This window comes from Fodinibius salsisoli, assembly GCF_026229185.1.
Lineage (GTDB): Bacteria > Bacteroidota > Rhodothermia > Balneolales > Balneolaceae > Fodinibius > Fodinibius salsisoli.
Map to the genome: position 1 here is coordinate 99,226 of NZ_JAGGJA010000012.1, position 14,305 is coordinate 113,530.

At 44.6% G+C, this 14,305-nt stretch carries 10 protein-coding genes and 6 tRNA genes; 10 read left to right on the forward strand and 6 right to left on the reverse strand.

Features of this window, described 5'->3' with window-relative positions; genetic code table 11:
- Position 1: 1 nt before the first annotated feature.
- A complete protein-coding gene (gpmI, locus tag J6I44_RS16100; RefSeq protein ID WP_265767186.1) occupies positions 2 to 1,522 on the forward strand; it encodes a 2,3-bisphosphoglycerate-independent phosphoglycerate mutase in 1,521 nt (506 codons plus the stop codon).
- Positions 1,523 to 1,760: 238 nt separating this feature from the next.
- A complete protein-coding gene (locus J6I44_RS16105) occupies positions 1,761 to 4,376 on the forward strand; it encodes an ATP-dependent Clp protease ATP-binding subunit (protein ID WP_265767187.1) in 2,616 nt (871 codons plus the stop codon).
- A 144-nt stretch (positions 4,377 to 4,520) separates the two neighbouring features.
- Here J6I44_RS16105 and J6I44_RS16110 read toward each other — a convergent pair whose 3' ends face one another.
- Complete coding sequence (locus tag J6I44_RS16110; RefSeq protein WP_265767188.1) at positions 4,521 to 5,648, reverse strand: hypothetical protein; 1,128 nt, start codon at positions 5,646 to 5,648, stop codon at positions 4,521 to 4,523.
- A 137-nt stretch (positions 5,649 to 5,785) separates the two neighbouring features.
- Between J6I44_RS16110 and J6I44_RS16115 the strand changes: the two genes are divergently transcribed.
- The 7 genes from J6I44_RS16115 (at position 5,786) to J6I44_RS16145 (ending at position 7,529) form a co-directional block, all read left to right on the forward strand.
- Positions 5,786 to 6,745 carry a glycosyltransferase gene (locus J6I44_RS16115; RefSeq protein WP_265767189.1) on the forward strand — a complete coding sequence of 320 codons (960 nt, stop codon included), beginning with the start codon at positions 5,786 to 5,788 and terminating at the stop codon, positions 6,743 to 6,745.
- Positions 6,746 to 6,816: 71 nt separating this feature from the next.
- Positions 6,817 to 6,890 (forward strand) — tRNA-Pro (locus J6I44_RS16120).
- A gap of 107 nt (positions 6,891 to 6,997) precedes the next feature.
- Positions 6,998 to 7,071, forward strand: a tRNA-Arg gene (locus J6I44_RS16125).
- Positions 7,072 to 7,089: 18 nt separating this feature from the next.
- Positions 7,090 to 7,160, forward strand: a tRNA-Cys gene (locus tag J6I44_RS16130).
- Between the two features lie 28 nt (positions 7,161 to 7,188).
- Positions 7,189 to 7,261 (forward strand) — tRNA-Glu (locus J6I44_RS16135).
- Positions 7,262 to 7,271: 10 nt separating this feature from the next.
- Positions 7,272 to 7,348, forward strand: a tRNA-His gene (locus J6I44_RS16140).
- A gap of 105 nt (positions 7,349 to 7,453) precedes the next feature.
- Positions 7,454 to 7,529: transfer RNA gene (locus tag J6I44_RS16145), tRNA-Glu, on the forward strand.
- Positions 7,530 to 7,753: 224 nt separating this feature from the next.
- Here the strand turns inward: J6I44_RS16145 and J6I44_RS16150 are convergent.
- The 5 genes from J6I44_RS16150 to J6I44_RS16170 form a co-directional block, all read right to left on the reverse strand.
- Positions 7,754 to 8,524 (reverse strand): creatininase family protein, encoded by a 771-nt coding sequence (locus J6I44_RS16150; RefSeq protein WP_265767190.1) that lies wholly within the window; start codon positions 8,522 to 8,524, stop codon positions 7,754 to 7,756.
- 171 nt (positions 8,525 to 8,695) lie between these two features.
- A complete protein-coding gene (locus J6I44_RS16155; protein ID WP_265767191.1) occupies positions 8,696 to 9,382 on the reverse strand; it encodes an SGNH/GDSL hydrolase family protein in 687 nt (228 codons plus the stop codon).
- 656 nt (positions 9,383 to 10,038) lie between these two features.
- Positions 10,039 to 10,863: a class I SAM-dependent methyltransferase gene (locus J6I44_RS16160; protein WP_265767192.1), complete on the reverse strand. Its 825-nt coding sequence runs from the start codon at positions 10,861 to 10,863 to the stop codon at positions 10,039 to 10,041.
- Positions 10,864 to 10,931: 68 nt separating this feature from the next.
- On the reverse strand, positions 10,932 to 11,348 hold the full coding sequence (locus tag J6I44_RS16165) for an endonuclease domain-containing protein (RefSeq protein WP_265767193.1): 417 nt from the start codon (positions 11,346 to 11,348) through the stop codon (positions 10,932 to 10,934).
- A 290-nt stretch (positions 11,349 to 11,638) separates the two neighbouring features.
- Positions 11,639 to 12,595: a glycosyltransferase family 2 protein gene (locus J6I44_RS16170; RefSeq protein ID WP_265767194.1), complete on the reverse strand. Its 957-nt coding sequence runs from the start codon at positions 12,593 to 12,595 to the stop codon at positions 11,639 to 11,641.
- 89 nt (positions 12,596 to 12,684) lie between these two features.
- Here J6I44_RS16170 and J6I44_RS16175 point away from each other — a divergent pair, with 89 nt between their 5' ends.
- Positions 12,685 to 13,011 (forward strand): MerR family transcriptional regulator, encoded by a 327-nt coding sequence (locus tag J6I44_RS16175; RefSeq protein WP_265767195.1) that lies wholly within the window; start codon positions 12,685 to 12,687, stop codon positions 13,009 to 13,011.
- Positions 13,012 to 14,305: the final 1,294 nt, after the last annotated feature.

The following is a 14,305-nucleotide window of genomic DNA, read 5'->3' on the forward strand; positions in this document are numbered from 1 at the left end:
TTTGGCCAACTCAACTTCGAAAGCACTTCTTATTATATTGGATGGCTATGGGTTGGCTGAAAACCCTGAGGCCAGCGCCATTGATAAAGCAAACAAACCCTTTATCGATTCACTTTTTGAGCAGCATCCGCATTCTAAGCTTACAGCCAGTGGGCAACAGGTAGGGTTACCTGATGGCCAGTTTGGCAATTCTGAAGTTGGCCACCTTAATATTGGGGCCGGGCGCATTGTACCTCAAGAATTGACCAGGGTGAACACTTCTATCGAGGACGGCTCGTTCTTCGAGAACGACGTCCTCACAACAGCGGTAGATAAAGCCAAAGAAAATGGGCGTGTCCATATCCTGGGGCTTTTCTCCGATGGCGGCGTGCATAGCCACAACAACCACCTTTTTGCCCTGCTGAAGCTCATGAAAAAGTCAGGTATCCCCAATACCTATGTTCATGCTTTTACCGATGGACGTGATACCGATCCAAATGGGGGAATTGAATATGTTCGGGAATTTGAACAGCAAGCCGAAGAGATTGGTACCGGCAAAATTGCTTCCATTGTAGGTCGTTACTATGCTATGGATCGCGATAATCGCTGGGAGCGTACGAAACTAGCATACGATCTGTTAGTGCATGGCCAGGGCGAACCCTTTGACACCCCAGCAGAAGCACTGCAATCTTCTTATAACGAAGACATAACGGACGAGTTCATCAAGCCTAAGCTTATTGATCAATCATCCGACTCCCGCATCCAGGAAGGTGACGTCGTCATCTTTTATAACATACGTGGAGATCGGGCGCGGCAGATTACCCGGGCGCTTACGGAAGATGATTTTAGTGAATTTAATGTAGAACCAGAGCTTAATCTGCATTACACTACCTTCACCGCTTACGATGAAAACTTTGATGTCAATGTCGTCTACCCTCCCCTTAAACTTCATAATACGCTGGGTGAGGTAGTAAGCAGTCATAACCTGCCGCAGCTCCGTATTGCAGAGACCGAGAAGTATCCGCATGTCACTTACTTTTTCAACGGAGGGGAAGAAACACCTTTCGAGGGCGAAGAGCGTATCCTCATCCCAAGTCCAAAGGTGGCTACTTATGACCTTCAGCCAGAGATGAGTGCCTCCAAAGTAACCGATGCACTATGCGAACAGCTGGAGACCGAACAATATCAGCTGTGTGTGCTCAATTATGCCAACGCGGATATGGTCGGTCACACCGGTGATTTACAAGCAGCCATTAAAGCCGTTGAAGCCGTTGATGAGCAGCTTCAAAGAACCGTAGAGACTGCTACAGAACATGGATATAAAATTCTCATTATTGCCGATCATGGCAATGCTGACAAACTATTTGATGAACAAGGCAATCCTCATACCGCGCACACATCGGCTTTAGTTCCTGCCCTAATTTTAAATGAACCCCAGGCACAGACCCTTCGCGATGGTATCCTCGCAGATGTAGCCCCTACTCTGCTCAAGCTAATGGGGCTGTCTAAGCCAGAAGAGATGACAGGTTCTGCTCTGTTTTAACGGTCGCTAAAAGCAGATATCCTTTTCTTATAAATTTACATCCCTGTATATTACTATCAGGCATCGGTTTTAAATCGGTATCATCAAAGAGTTCTAACTTCTATCAGGTTAATTCGCCGATTTTGTTTGCTTTTGCATAATGCCAGTACTACTTTCGATAATAAATATGAACTAAATTTACGACTCACTCGTTTTACCGATTGAAGATAACCCCAAACACCTAAGAAGATTCATTTTTATGGAGGGTAATTTCTCAAGCAAAGTTCGAGATGTCATCCAATTCAGCCGCGAAGAAGCGCTGCGATTAGGTCATGATTATATCGGCACAGAGCATCTAATATTAGGAATTGTACGTCTGGGCGAAGGCGTTGCGGTTAAAATTCTCAAAAACTTGAATTGTGATCTTTTCAAGCTAAAGAAAACTGTAGAAGATACGGTTCGGGGTACCGGTGGTTCGGTGAAAGTTGGCAACATCCCGCTTACCAAGCAGGCCGAAAAAGTACTTCGAATTACGTACCTGGAAGCGAAACTATACAAAAGTGATACTATTGGCACGGAGCATCTGCTGCTTTCCCTTTTGCGCGATGATGAAAATATCGCCGCTCAAATATTGCAGCAATTCAATGTGTCGTACGATGCCGTTCGCGAAGAACTGGATCTTATTATATCAGGAAAATCCCCGGATGAAGACCGTCAGGATTCACGCTCGGTTTCTGCCAGCCTTTCCTCTTCATCTAAAGGCTCAAAATCATCCGGAAGCTCACGAGAAAAGAAAATGGAAAAATCAAAAACACCGGTACTCGATAACTTCGGACGCGATCTTACCCAAATGTCCGAAGAAGGTAAACTCGATCCTATCATCGGTCGGGAAAAAGAAATTGAACGTGTTGCCCAGGTCCTTAGCCGACGTAAAAAGAATAACCCTGTTTTAATCGGTGAGCCTGGAGTAGGTAAAACAGCAATCGCCGAAGGACTGGCATCGCGCATTGTAGAGCGCAAGGTATCACGCGTCCTTTATGACAAGCGGGTCATTGCTCTGGATCTTGCAGCCCTGGTTGCAGGCACAAAATATCGCGGGCAGTTTGAAGAACGTATGAAAGCCGTCATGGGCGAGCTCGAGAAAACAGAGAACGTCATTCTGTTTATCGACGAGTTACATACTATTGTAGGCGCTGGTGGTGCCAGTGGCTCATTAGATGCCTCCAACATGTTGAAACCGGCCCTGGCTCGTGGCGAAGTTCAAGCCATTGGGGCAACCACGCTCAACGAGTATCGCCAGCATATTGAAAAGGATGGCGCCCTGGAACGTCGGTTCCAAAAAATTATGGTTGATCCCACTACGCCGGAAGAAACCACTGAAATCCTTACTCAAATAAAGGATAAATACGAGAAACACCACAGCGTTGCCTATTCCGACGACGCAATCGAAGCTTGCGTTAAACTTACGGATCGCTATGTGACGGATCATTTTCTGCCGGATAAGGCTATTGACGCACTGGATGAAGCTGGTGCGCGTGTTCATCTCTCGAACATTCACGTTCCTCAGCATATCATTGATCTCGAAGAAGAGATTGAAGAGACCAGCAAAGAGAAGAATGGAATGGTCAAAAAACAGCGCTTCGAAGAGGCCGCCCGACTTCGTGATAAGGAGAAGCGCCTGACCGAAGAGCTGGAGCAAGAACAGAAGAAATGGGAAAAGGAATCCGAAGAAATTATCTACGACGTTGAGGAAGATGATGTAGCCCAGGTTGTAGGTATGATGAGCGGCGTTCCAGTCAGCAAAATTAACCAGAGCGAAAGCAAGAAGCTGGTTAAGATGCAGGAAGAACTTTCCAAACAGATTATTGGCCAAAACGAAGCTATTGTCAAACTGACAAAAGCCATCAAACGTACCCGCGCCGGACTTAAAGATCCCACGCGACCGATTGGTTCATTTATTTTTCTGGGTCCAACAGGTGTTGGTAAAACGGAAATGGCCAAAGTGCTCGCAGAATATCTTTTCGACAAAGAAGATGCCCTTATCCGCATCGACATGAGTGAGTATATGGAGAAATTCTCCGTTTCACGACTGGTTGGTGCACCTCCGGGCTATGTTGGCTACGAAGAAGGTGGTATGCTTACCGAAAAAGTTCGACGCAAACCATACAGCGTCGTACTGCTGGATGAAATAGAGAAAGCCCACCCCGATGTCTTCAACATTCTGTTGCAGGTATTGGATGATGGAATCCTTACGGACAGCCTTGGACGAAAGGTCGATTTCCGTAACACCATCATCATCATGACTTCCAATATTGGTGCCCGCGATATTCGAAATCTTGGCCAGGGTATTGGCTTTGGGTCAGGAGACAGTAACCTGGATTATGAAAAGATGAAGTCCACAATTCAGGATGCTCTCAAAAAGGTCTTCAATCCTGAGTTTCTCAATCGTATTGACGATGTCATCACCTTCCGTGCACTGGAAAAAGAAGACATCTTCCAAATCATCGACTTGCTGTCTGACGACCTTTTCGAGCGTATCAGAGAGCTTGGATATGAGATTGAAGTGACGCAGGGAGCAAAAGACTTCCTCAGCGACAAAGGCTTTGACCAGAAATATGGGGCGCGTCCATTGAAACGAGCCATCCAGAAATATGTGGAAGAACCACTGGCAGAGGATCTCCTTGAAGCAGATCATCCGGAAGGATCAAGTATTAAAATCAAGATGAACAAGTCGCGCGATGGTCTTGTTTTTGATTGGTCTGAAGCTGATGGAGACGAAAGCAGTGATGAATCCACCACGGATAAAGAAACCAAAAATAAGAGCGGTGATAGCTCTTCTGAAAATGAAGAGTCTGCCTCTGAGGCGAAAGCCTAAAGGTTAACCACTGTAACTTATTAAAACTCCTTATACAAAAGGCCTCCAACCGGAGGCCTTTTTTGTTACTCTATAATCTTAATAACGCACTCTCTTCAAATACATCCGATACTGCGTTACGTTTTGTGGATTATTTCTGAACTGTTAAAAGGCAACATCAATAATCAGTTCCTTGTTACTTCCGTTAAACTGATACTTGTTGGTGGAAAGCCGCTCAAAGCTAAGGGTAAAGGCCTCATTAAATCCCAATGCCCCTGAATAACCTTCACTGACAATGTCTCTTTTTTCTAAGTCTATGGCTTTAACCTGTACATCATTTAAGATCCCGGAGGCCGAAGAGTAATCACCACTAAGCAGAACAATCATCTGGTCGGCTGGAAAATAGTCGGCTGACAAAACGGCTTCTCGCAGGCTGGCCCTTCCCAGACGTTCGCCATTGAGAGTATTATACACCCCTACCCTCTTATTAGAATAAACAGTGATATGTTTTCCATCTGCTGCCAAGTTAGCTCCCAATACAGGCTCTTCAATGGTGAAAGTATTGATTTCATTTCCATACTTATCCAGGATAATTACCTCGTCGCTGGTCCCTTCAGCAGCTGTTACAACCGTTATTAAATTACCATCATCGGCTACCCCTAAATCTTTAATATAGCGACTGTCAGACTGAAAAATTCGTTGGAACTCATCATCAGCCTTCAGCAATTCTGCTTTGGATCCTAAGCCGTTTTTCAGCTTAATTTTAGGCGTATATACAACGACGGTCTGGCGGTCGGTACTCATTGCCACTTCCGAGATCGTCTCTCCCTGCTGGCTACCACTTCCGCTTGAGATGTTAGTCCCCTTATTGCCAAGCCCATCGTGCCAAATAAAATTCATAATATTATCCCGAAGCAAAAGATGCCCCGAACTCACTGGATACACCGCCAAAGAGGGGTCATTGGGATTGACCGATATGGAAGCGTAACTATTCAGCGTATCTCCAAGGGGCGTAAATAACGTTATTTGGGCTTTGCCATCGGAGTAGCCTAATAAACTAAGCACAGAGCGGTCCTGGGAAACTCCAAAAGCAAAATATTGCGATACCCTTTTCCCCGAATTTAAAAAATGCAGACTATTACCATCCAGCTTTATCTTAGCCCCTCCTTCCATAGTAAATTCGGAAGGTTCATTTGTAGATGTAGCGGGTGTTGGTGCAATTGTTAATGATTGTCCCCACACCATGGCAGGTAAGAGCATCAAAAATATCAATGAAAACAGAGTACGAATCATAATTGAAACAACTGAAGCATTAAGAATTAGCAAATTTAAGAACGTAATTTTTAGGCAAACTTGCAGGCCTGTATCCAAGTCACAATTCTATCATTTTATTTGTAGATTTGGCCTACTTTTAACTTAGTATTGAATGCATGTTTTTTTCGGTTATCATACCCGTTTACAATCGCCCCCAGGAAGTAGATGAACTCCTGGAAAGCCTGAACAGACAGTCCTACAAAAATTTTGAAACGTTAATTATTGAAGATGGTTCCGAAAAGCGATGTAAAAATATTGTAGAAAAATATACCGACCAGTTAGACATACAATATTATTATAAGGAGAATTCGGGACAGGGTTTTAGCCGGAATTATGGATTTACACGAGCCGGGGGGGACTATTTCATCGTTTTTGACTCTGATTGCATCATTCCCCCTCATTATTTTGAAACCGTCAATCAATACCTTGAGGAACATTCGGTGGATGCCTTTGGCGGGCCTGATCGGGCGCATCAAGCTTTTACCCCCACTCAGAAGGCCATCAGCTATGCCATGACCTCTCCCCTCACCACAGGCGGAATTCGTGGGAATAAGCGGCATGCCGGCACCTTTCATCCCAGAAGTTTTAATATGGGCATTTCGCGGCAGGTATTTGAAGAAACCGGCGGGTATCGTATCACCCGGATGGGCGAAGACATTGAGTTTAGCATTCGTATTATCAACAGCGGATTTAAAACCGCACTCATTGAAGACGCATTCGTATACCACAAGCGGCGCACCAGTTTAAAACAGTTCTATAATCAACTGCACTTTTTTGGGCGGGCTCGTATTAATATTAGCCGTTTTTATCCCTCCGAAATTAAAATAGTCCACCTGCTTCCGGCACTATTTACCATTGGATTCTTTGTCTTTATAACGCTTCCCTTGTGGAATTTATCTCTGTTTAAGCTTTTTCTTTATCCCTTTTTCTTTACCTGCGCACTACTCTTTACACATGCTACCTATAAAAATAAAAGTATATCCATTGGTGCCCTTAGTGTTTTGGCCTCATTCATTCAGCTTACGGCCTATGGACACGGATTTTTGCAGGAATGGTGGGCTAAACTAAAAGAATAAAAATCATTTGGTTTTGAAATTGATTTCAGACCAGAAGACCCTTATATTTGACTTCTTTCTGAAAGGAAATTCGGGGAGTAGCGCAGTCCGGTAGCGCATTCGCTTTGGGAGCGAAGGGTCGCAGGTTCAAATCCTGTCTCCCCGACATTAAGGAATGATGAATTACGATTATTGAAACTTATTTAGATACGGGCAATAATCACCATTCAATCCCAACAGTATTAGGAGGGGTTACATTCTAAATTCCGACAGGCGCCCGTAGCTCAACTGGATAGAGCAACGGCCTTCTAAGCCGTAGGTTACAGGTTCGACTCCTGTCGGGCGTACTCAGATTGTTGTTTTAAGGCGACATGGCCGAGTGGTTAGGCAGAGGTCTGCAAAACCTCCTACGGCGGTTCGAATCCGCCTGTCGCCTCTGTTATTTTATATATTGATTCTATTATGCCGCGTTCGTCTAGGGGTTTAGGACGCCGCCCTTTCACGGCGGTAACACGGGTTCGAATCCCGTACGCGGTACTCTTCGATGGAGCCTGTAGCTCAGTTGGTTAGAGCGCCAGGTTGTGGCCCTGGAGGCCGTGGGTTCAAATCCCATCAGGCTCCCCATTTTTCGAAAATGTTTGTAATAAAGGATAAATTAACGTATCCTTGCACTTCATTTTTCAGCTTTGCTGAACGACCGTTCGGTGAAGCTTTTTTACTGGATTAAATGCCGCGTTCGTCTAGGGGTTTAGGACGCCGCCCTTTCACGGCGGTAACACGGGTTCGAATCCCGTACGCGGTACCATCTAAAGCCTTGATAAAGCTAATTTATCAAGGCTTTTTTATTTGTAGGTATTACTCAATAATCAGCTTAATCATACCTTTGGTAAATATAGCTCTGGGACGCCCCTCATATTAAATTCTCCCTATTTCATTGAGCTGTAGCTGAGGCCTAACTTTTCCAGCTATTGGGATTGGGAAAAGGGATCCAGCAAACTATATACTGCCAGCAATTACTGAATCTCCCCCTCACTCATACAGCTTCTGGTTTGGCGTATTCGAAAGGTCTATGAACAGTTGCGCAATGGCATCCGTCGTCGCATCCAGGAAGGCTTCCCCTTTCTCGGGGGTTGATTGGGATGGATCTCCAACGCCCGTATCTTCGGTTACCTCGGTCCACTTACGCTGTGTTTGGGTCCACTGCTCATTCAGTCCCTGCACGGCAAAAGAGCGGGCCCTTCCATCACCGGCTTCGGATAAGGGCAACACCAAATCCGGAAGAATATGCATCATAGCGCTGGTCTCCAGTTCCCCGGCATGGTCACCCGGTTCATCAAAAAACTGATCCGCATCTGCTGCCTGGTACCAGTTAAGTGCACAAGAAAAGACCTCCGGATAGTCGACGTTAAGGGTACGCAGCATCTGCTTGAAGTTATTGCCGCCATGCCCGTTTAAGATTACAAGCTTTGATATTTGCTGTCGGTTAAGGACATCCGCAATGTCATTAAGCACCGCCAACTGGGTAGATGGATTCATATTAAGGCAAAGTTTTACATCCAGCTGACCCGTATTTACCCCAAAAGGAACCGTAGGCAGTACAATGACTTGAGCCTCCTCTTCCCAGGCTTTGCGAGCTGCCTCTGCCGCCACATAATCGCACTGCATCACATCCGTGGCATAGGGCAAGTGATAGTTATGAGCCTCGATCGCTCCCCATGGAAGTACCGCTAGATTATAATTTTGGTCTTTAACCGTTTTCCAATTCGTTTCGGCAAGAATATACGGACGTGGTGATCCCATCTTAGTTCATAAATTTAGTTGGAGTGAATTATTAAGGTGCAGGAGATTTTGCAAAACTTAACTGGTCATTTTTAATTTAGTTCAGCATCTATATTTAAGTTGCTAACAAATATTTATAAGATTCTGAAACGAGTTCAGAATGACAAGAAGGAGGCCTCGATACAGTGAGAATCAATCCAGATATTGCTCAACGGCTGACTTCCAAACCAGGTATCCCTGACCGTTTAGATGAAGGCCATCTTCGGTGTAGTCAGGATTTAGTTTATCATCCTGCACACTCATCTCATCAAAAAGGTTGATGTAGACGGCTCCTTTTTCTTCAGCCAGCTGCTGTAACTGTCGGTTGGCTTCTTTGATATCTGAAGTCTCATCCGTATGGGAAGGAAACTGTGTGAAGTCGTCATTGACCGGCAAAATACTCTGAATATAAATTTCAGTCTCCGGCGAGGCTTCCCTGATCCGATTAACAATTTCTTTATAGTTGGAGAGCACATCATCAACCGAACGGTCGCGGGCAAAATCGTTCACCCCAATCATAATAAACACCTTAGCCGGCTTCGATTCAGTCACCTCATCCAGGCGATACAGTACGCCATCAGTAATATCCCCTGAAATACCACGATTCTTCATCCTGTGGTTGCCGAATAGTTCGGCCCACTGATTACCATCGGTGATACTGTCGCCCAGCCAGATAATCTCATTGCTCGCATTTGGCAAGGCTTCAAACAGGCCTTTTTTATGATAGTAATAGGCTCCAAAATCCGGTTTTTCTTCCGTTTCTTGAGCCCAACTATTTTGGGCCGGAAGTATTAATACCGACAATAAAAATATGGAAAGAAAATATTGAAAAAACTTCATAGCATATAAAATATAATTAACTGTTGATACGAATATAAAAGTTTATCTTACAAATGCTACCCTGTATTGAGCCTGTTCGCGGGAATATATGCCCGTGCCAACTTCATTCCCCCCCAAACGCTAGTAGTTGTTTGAATATCTTACCTTAATCCTCGGTGCTATACCAAATGAGCCTGACTGTTTTTACCCATCCCTCTTGTTCTCCCTTCCCTAATAGTTTAAGGAAGGGAGAGACTCCTAATCAAAGCACAAAACTTGACAAATTTTGGAGGAAACTGTGGAGGTACAAGTGTTTATTTTTTCATAAAGTCTCCAGTTATCCCCGGCTTAAGAATTCTGAGTGGAGAACGAAAGGTGAAATCAGAGTATTTCGTACCGGTCCGTTTATTAAAAGCAGCAGTAAGTGTGATGGACCATCGAAATACTCTCGCCGCACGTTCGGAACCGATTTCAGAATTCTCAGCCGGCGACGTTTTTGGGTTCCGTTTTTGTGTCGTTTCAAAAATGGAACAGTAAATATACAAACAAAAGGTACTCTATCACATGAATCTGGCTGGACGGGCTGGAAGCCCATCCTACAAGTAAACCGTACCCCAGCACTGCTAAATGCGCAAATACTATTGTTCTGCTTTAGTTGCAGCTGGATATAAACCAGATTACGTCTTTCTGGCCAAAGCGTAAATCCCCGTTCCCTTTTGATTGGTATCGTGGAGGTCCAGCTTCATTAACACAAGCCCTATAGGCAAGGTAAAAATATAATAGATAGCCATAAGCGGGAGCGCCCAGAGCCTGATCTTCGTCATCCAGAGCATGGGGTATTTAATCAACAGCTCCCAGGCCAGATGTCCCTTCGATCCATAGGTATAGGCGATATCAACGGGAGTAAATCCTGCGGCTTCTAATTTGCCGCGGATATCATCCTTTGAATAACCAATGCGGGCGTGTTCATCTACAAAAGAGTCATCGTCTCCGGCATCCTCTTCGGAGTAGATGGAGGGCGAATGCATCAGGAAATAGCCGCCAGGGCGCAATGATTGATGAACATTTCCCATCACCCGACGGTCTTCTTCAATATGCTCGAGTACGTCGATACAGATGGCAAAGTCGTACGTTTCTCTTTCATCAAAAGTGAGTAAATCCATCTGCTGGAATTGGACCCGCCCCGCCTTTACCTCTTCCTCAAAATACGCTCGGGAGTCAGCCAGGTAGTCCTCCTTTACATCCACTGCTTTGAGCCTCACATTGGGGAACTCGTTTAACACAAAGCGATCATATTGGCCAAAGCCCGAACCGGCATCCAGCAACTTCCAAGGCCCCTTCTGATCTATTTCACCACCATATTCCCGAAGGATGTTACGTACATACCAGCTCCGGAGAAAAAAGAGGTCGAGTAATTTATAAAAAACAGTCCGCAATATTGGACTGCTGCGGATGATATTAGCAAACCGGTCTTTTACCGGATCATAAGCAATACGACTCATCTATCTAAAAACTTTTTCCTATTTAAAATCAGTGTTTCTTGCCTAAGCCAGGATAATATAACTCTTCACTATTCTTCCTTTTTCAAATCCCCCTGTCCCCCTTTGGAAGGGGGAACGCCGTGTTTCTTATTAAGTCCTTGAATCATTTTTTCGAGCTTCTCTAAAACGCCTCCAATATTATTGATTACCTCATGATCATAAAACCGGACTACAGTCAAGCCCAGTGATTCCAATCTTTGCTGTCTATTCTGATCATATTCTTTCTTACCATCATGACTTTCGCCATCTACTTCAATCACCAAATGTAAGCTCTTACAATAAAAATCGACAATGTATTCATCTAATGGTTTTTGCCTGTTAAATGTATATCCCAAAAACTTACCGGCACGAAGAGCTTTCCATAACTCAATCTCAGAAGACGTACTGTTTTTCCGTAGTTTCCGGGCACGCTTTTTAAGCTTTGGATTATATTTTATATAGCTCATGCCAAAATAAAACCTTCTTTAAAGTAAGTCTGTATTCCCCCCCTTCTAAGGGGGAAGCTTTGCAGCGTTTTTCTGCGAAGCAAGGGGGATGTATCAATCGAAGTCAAAAGCCTCGCCATGGTGATGCCGAAATATATTCACTTTCAATAGCAACAATATAGTCTCTTGCCTCGTCAGCTTATCGATAAATCCCCCTGTCCCCCTTTGGAAGGGGGAAACTTAACCGGGTGTCCACCAAAATGTAGCAAGTTCAATCAAAAAATATGAGCTTATGTTTTACTTAAAACTGGTCATAGCACCTCTTTAATATTTGGCTTTTGTTGCTTTTCATTACGTTTTTGGATGAGTTCACCCAAAAAGCCAATAGAGAAGGTTTGGGCTCCCAGTACCATCAGCATGACTCCAAACAGCAGCAACGGCCGATCGCCGAGGTTAGCTCCAAAAACCAGTTTATCAATGGTTAGATAGAGGTTAATTACCCCTCCCACAAATAAGAACAGGAAGCCCAGGGTACCGAAGAAGTGCATCGGTCGCTGAAGATAACGGTTGACAAATAATAGCGTCAGGAGATCAAGAAAGCCGTGCATGAAGCGAGAAAGACCAAACTTGGTGGTTCCGTATTTACGGGGATGGTGCTTCACCACTTTCTCACCAATACGATCATAGCCTTCCAGCTTGGCCAGAAAGGGGATATAGCGATGCAGCTCGCCATATAGATGGATGTGGTCAATCACTTCGCGGCGATAGACCTTTAGTCCACAGTTAAAATCGTTCAGCTCAATACCTGTAAATAAAGATGTAACCTTATTGAAAAACTTGGACGGAATTGTTTTTGAGATCGGATCATGCCGTGTTTTTTTCCATCCGCTCACTATATCCAGCTGCTGCTCTTTTAGCTGTTGAAGCATCTTTGGGATCTCTAACGGATCATCCTGCAGGTCGGCATCCATCGTAGCAATATATTGGCCTCGGGCATGCTCAAAACCAGCTTGCATGGCCGAACTCTTTCCATAGTTACGCTGCAGCTGAATTCCCTTTACCCGGGGATGCTCTGCTATAACCTTTTTAATTTCGTTCCAGGACTGATCTGAAGAACCGTCATCCACAAAGATAAGTTCAAAAGCAGCCCGATCAGACAGGGCTTCCGTCACCCCTTTGGTAACTTCTGTAATCGACTGCTCCTCATTATATAAGGGTACAACTACGCTAAGACTAATCTCTGATGTATTCGAATATTGTTGAGACAATGTTTTCTTACTTATTTTACCACAAATAGTTAGAAAAAATCCTTCAGATCATGTATAATTAGCAGTAAAGATACACTTTTAGATCTGCTATGAAAAAACTTTATTACTCCATCGGTGAAGTCAGTGAAATATCGGGCGTGGATGCCCATGTGTTGCGCTATTGGGAATCGGTATTCGATGAATTAAGTCCCAAGAAGAATAAAGCCGGCAACCGTACCTACAAGGAGCAGGATATTGAGACTATTCTCAAACTAAAAGAACTAATCCAGGAGAAAAAGTATAGCACGGAAGGGGCGCAGCAGGTACTGCAGCAGGAAGCCGAATCCGGGAATTCCACCGAAGACGTCCCCGTCAGTCTCAAAAAAGACCTTAAAGAGATGCGGGTTTTCCTAAAAAGACTATTGGAAAAACTGTAACGCCCGCCCCGGCTTTTTGAACCGAAGTGTTGGTAGTGCGATGCGCTTACCTTAACATTTCTCTTACTGGTTATATGTTTGGATGTCCATAGTGGTCTGGACAGAACAAATCCTTGTAATCAATATCAGGAGACGTTGAAGAAGCTTGCCTGCCATTCTATCCCAAGGATTCTGGGCCTTGATCCGTTAAAGCTTAGACTCATCGGATGAGTGATAACCAACTATTCCCCGCTTGAGACTCCTCGTCACAAGTACCTCGGATTGATAACTTGTTAATAATATAGGGATGCTTTACACTGTTCCAAGTTACAAACTTGAAACAGCAGTATAATTACTACCCCCCCAACTGGCGCAAGTTTGCAACTTGGGCCTTCAACTGAAGGGCCTGCCCCCCATGGATGGATCAAAAACAACCAATATCCGACAACCGACATTTGTAATACCCCCCTCCCTGCTTCGCAGTACTCCCTTCAAGGGGAGATTAGATTGTGACAGGTAGCCTATACAATAGTAGGCTGGACATCTTGTCCGGCTGATAGCAGCTCTATTATTGTCGTTACAGTCGGGAAAGCTTCCCGACCTACAATACTATATTCAATCATAGAAAGTCCCCTATATCCTACGCCCAAAGGGCCCACTATAGCCGAAGTAGCAAGGCGGCTAAGTAGGCCGTGCTTCGGAGCACAGGTTTTAGGGGTAGAGGGTAGAGGGTATCTAAGCGAAATAAATTTCGCACTACAGCCGAAAATTAGAGCATTTCATACTCATCGGATGAGTACCAAGAGACATGGTTACCTATTCGGTCAAATCACTCATCCGATGAGTGATAAACCTACTCCTTCTTAAAGCTCCTCGTCTAATACACTATTTACTAACCGAGCTATTGTTTCTTTTGCCGTGTCCCGTCCATACGAGGGGCTTGGCACAAAAGGCTCGTAAAAAGCCAAGAAGAATTTAACTCCTCGGTGCTGACAAATTAAACCACCGTTGTTCACGGTTTGCAGGCAGCCCCTCGTCAGACAGAAATTCTTCCGGTGGGGACTTGTCACTTTTAATAAAGGGAGGCTATTTTCCTTCGGCCTTAGAATCCTTCACTTCCGAATAAGTGCAGCGTAGTCGAAGTGGAACATCAGGCAATGTTAATTGGCTCAAAAGACTGCGGGAGTACAACTCTGTTAGACTTACCAACCTATTGCAAATGGCAATAATCTTGTCATTTTAAAAATACCAGCCGGCCGGAGAAAGGCTAAGGAGTACACTGGAGTTTAGACTCCAAGGAGGGAATCAGCCCCTC

Excerpts from the sequence above, each read along its gene's own strand:
- J6I44_RS16105 (WP_265767187.1), top strand. The coding sequence starts at position 1,761 with ATGGAGGGTAATTTCTCAAGCAAAGTTCGAGATGTCATCCAATTCAGC.
- J6I44_RS16110 (WP_265767188.1), bottom strand. The coding sequence starts at position 5,648 with ATGATTCGTACTCTGTTTTCATTGATATTTTTGATGCTCTTACCTGCC.
- J6I44_RS16115 (WP_265767189.1), top strand. The coding sequence starts at position 5,786 with ATGTTTTTTTCGGTTATCATACCCGTTTACAATCGCCCCCAGGAAGTA.
- J6I44_RS16150 (WP_265767190.1), bottom strand. The coding sequence starts at position 8,524 with ATGGGATCACCACGTCCGTATATTCTTGCCGAAACGAATTGGAAAACG.
- J6I44_RS16155 (WP_265767191.1), bottom strand. The coding sequence starts at position 9,382 with ATGAAGTTTTTTCAATATTTTCTTTCCATATTTTTATTGTCGGTATTA.
- J6I44_RS16160 (WP_265767192.1), bottom strand. The coding sequence starts at position 10,863 with ATGAGTCGTATTGCTTATGATCCGGTAAAAGACCGGTTTGCTAATATC.
- J6I44_RS16165 (WP_265767193.1), bottom strand. The coding sequence starts at position 11,348 with ATGAGCTATATAAAATATAATCCAAAGCTTAAAAAGCGTGCCCGGAAA.
- J6I44_RS16175 (WP_265767195.1), top strand. The coding sequence starts at position 12,685 with ATGAAAAAACTTTATTACTCCATCGGTGAAGTCAGTGAAATATCGGGC.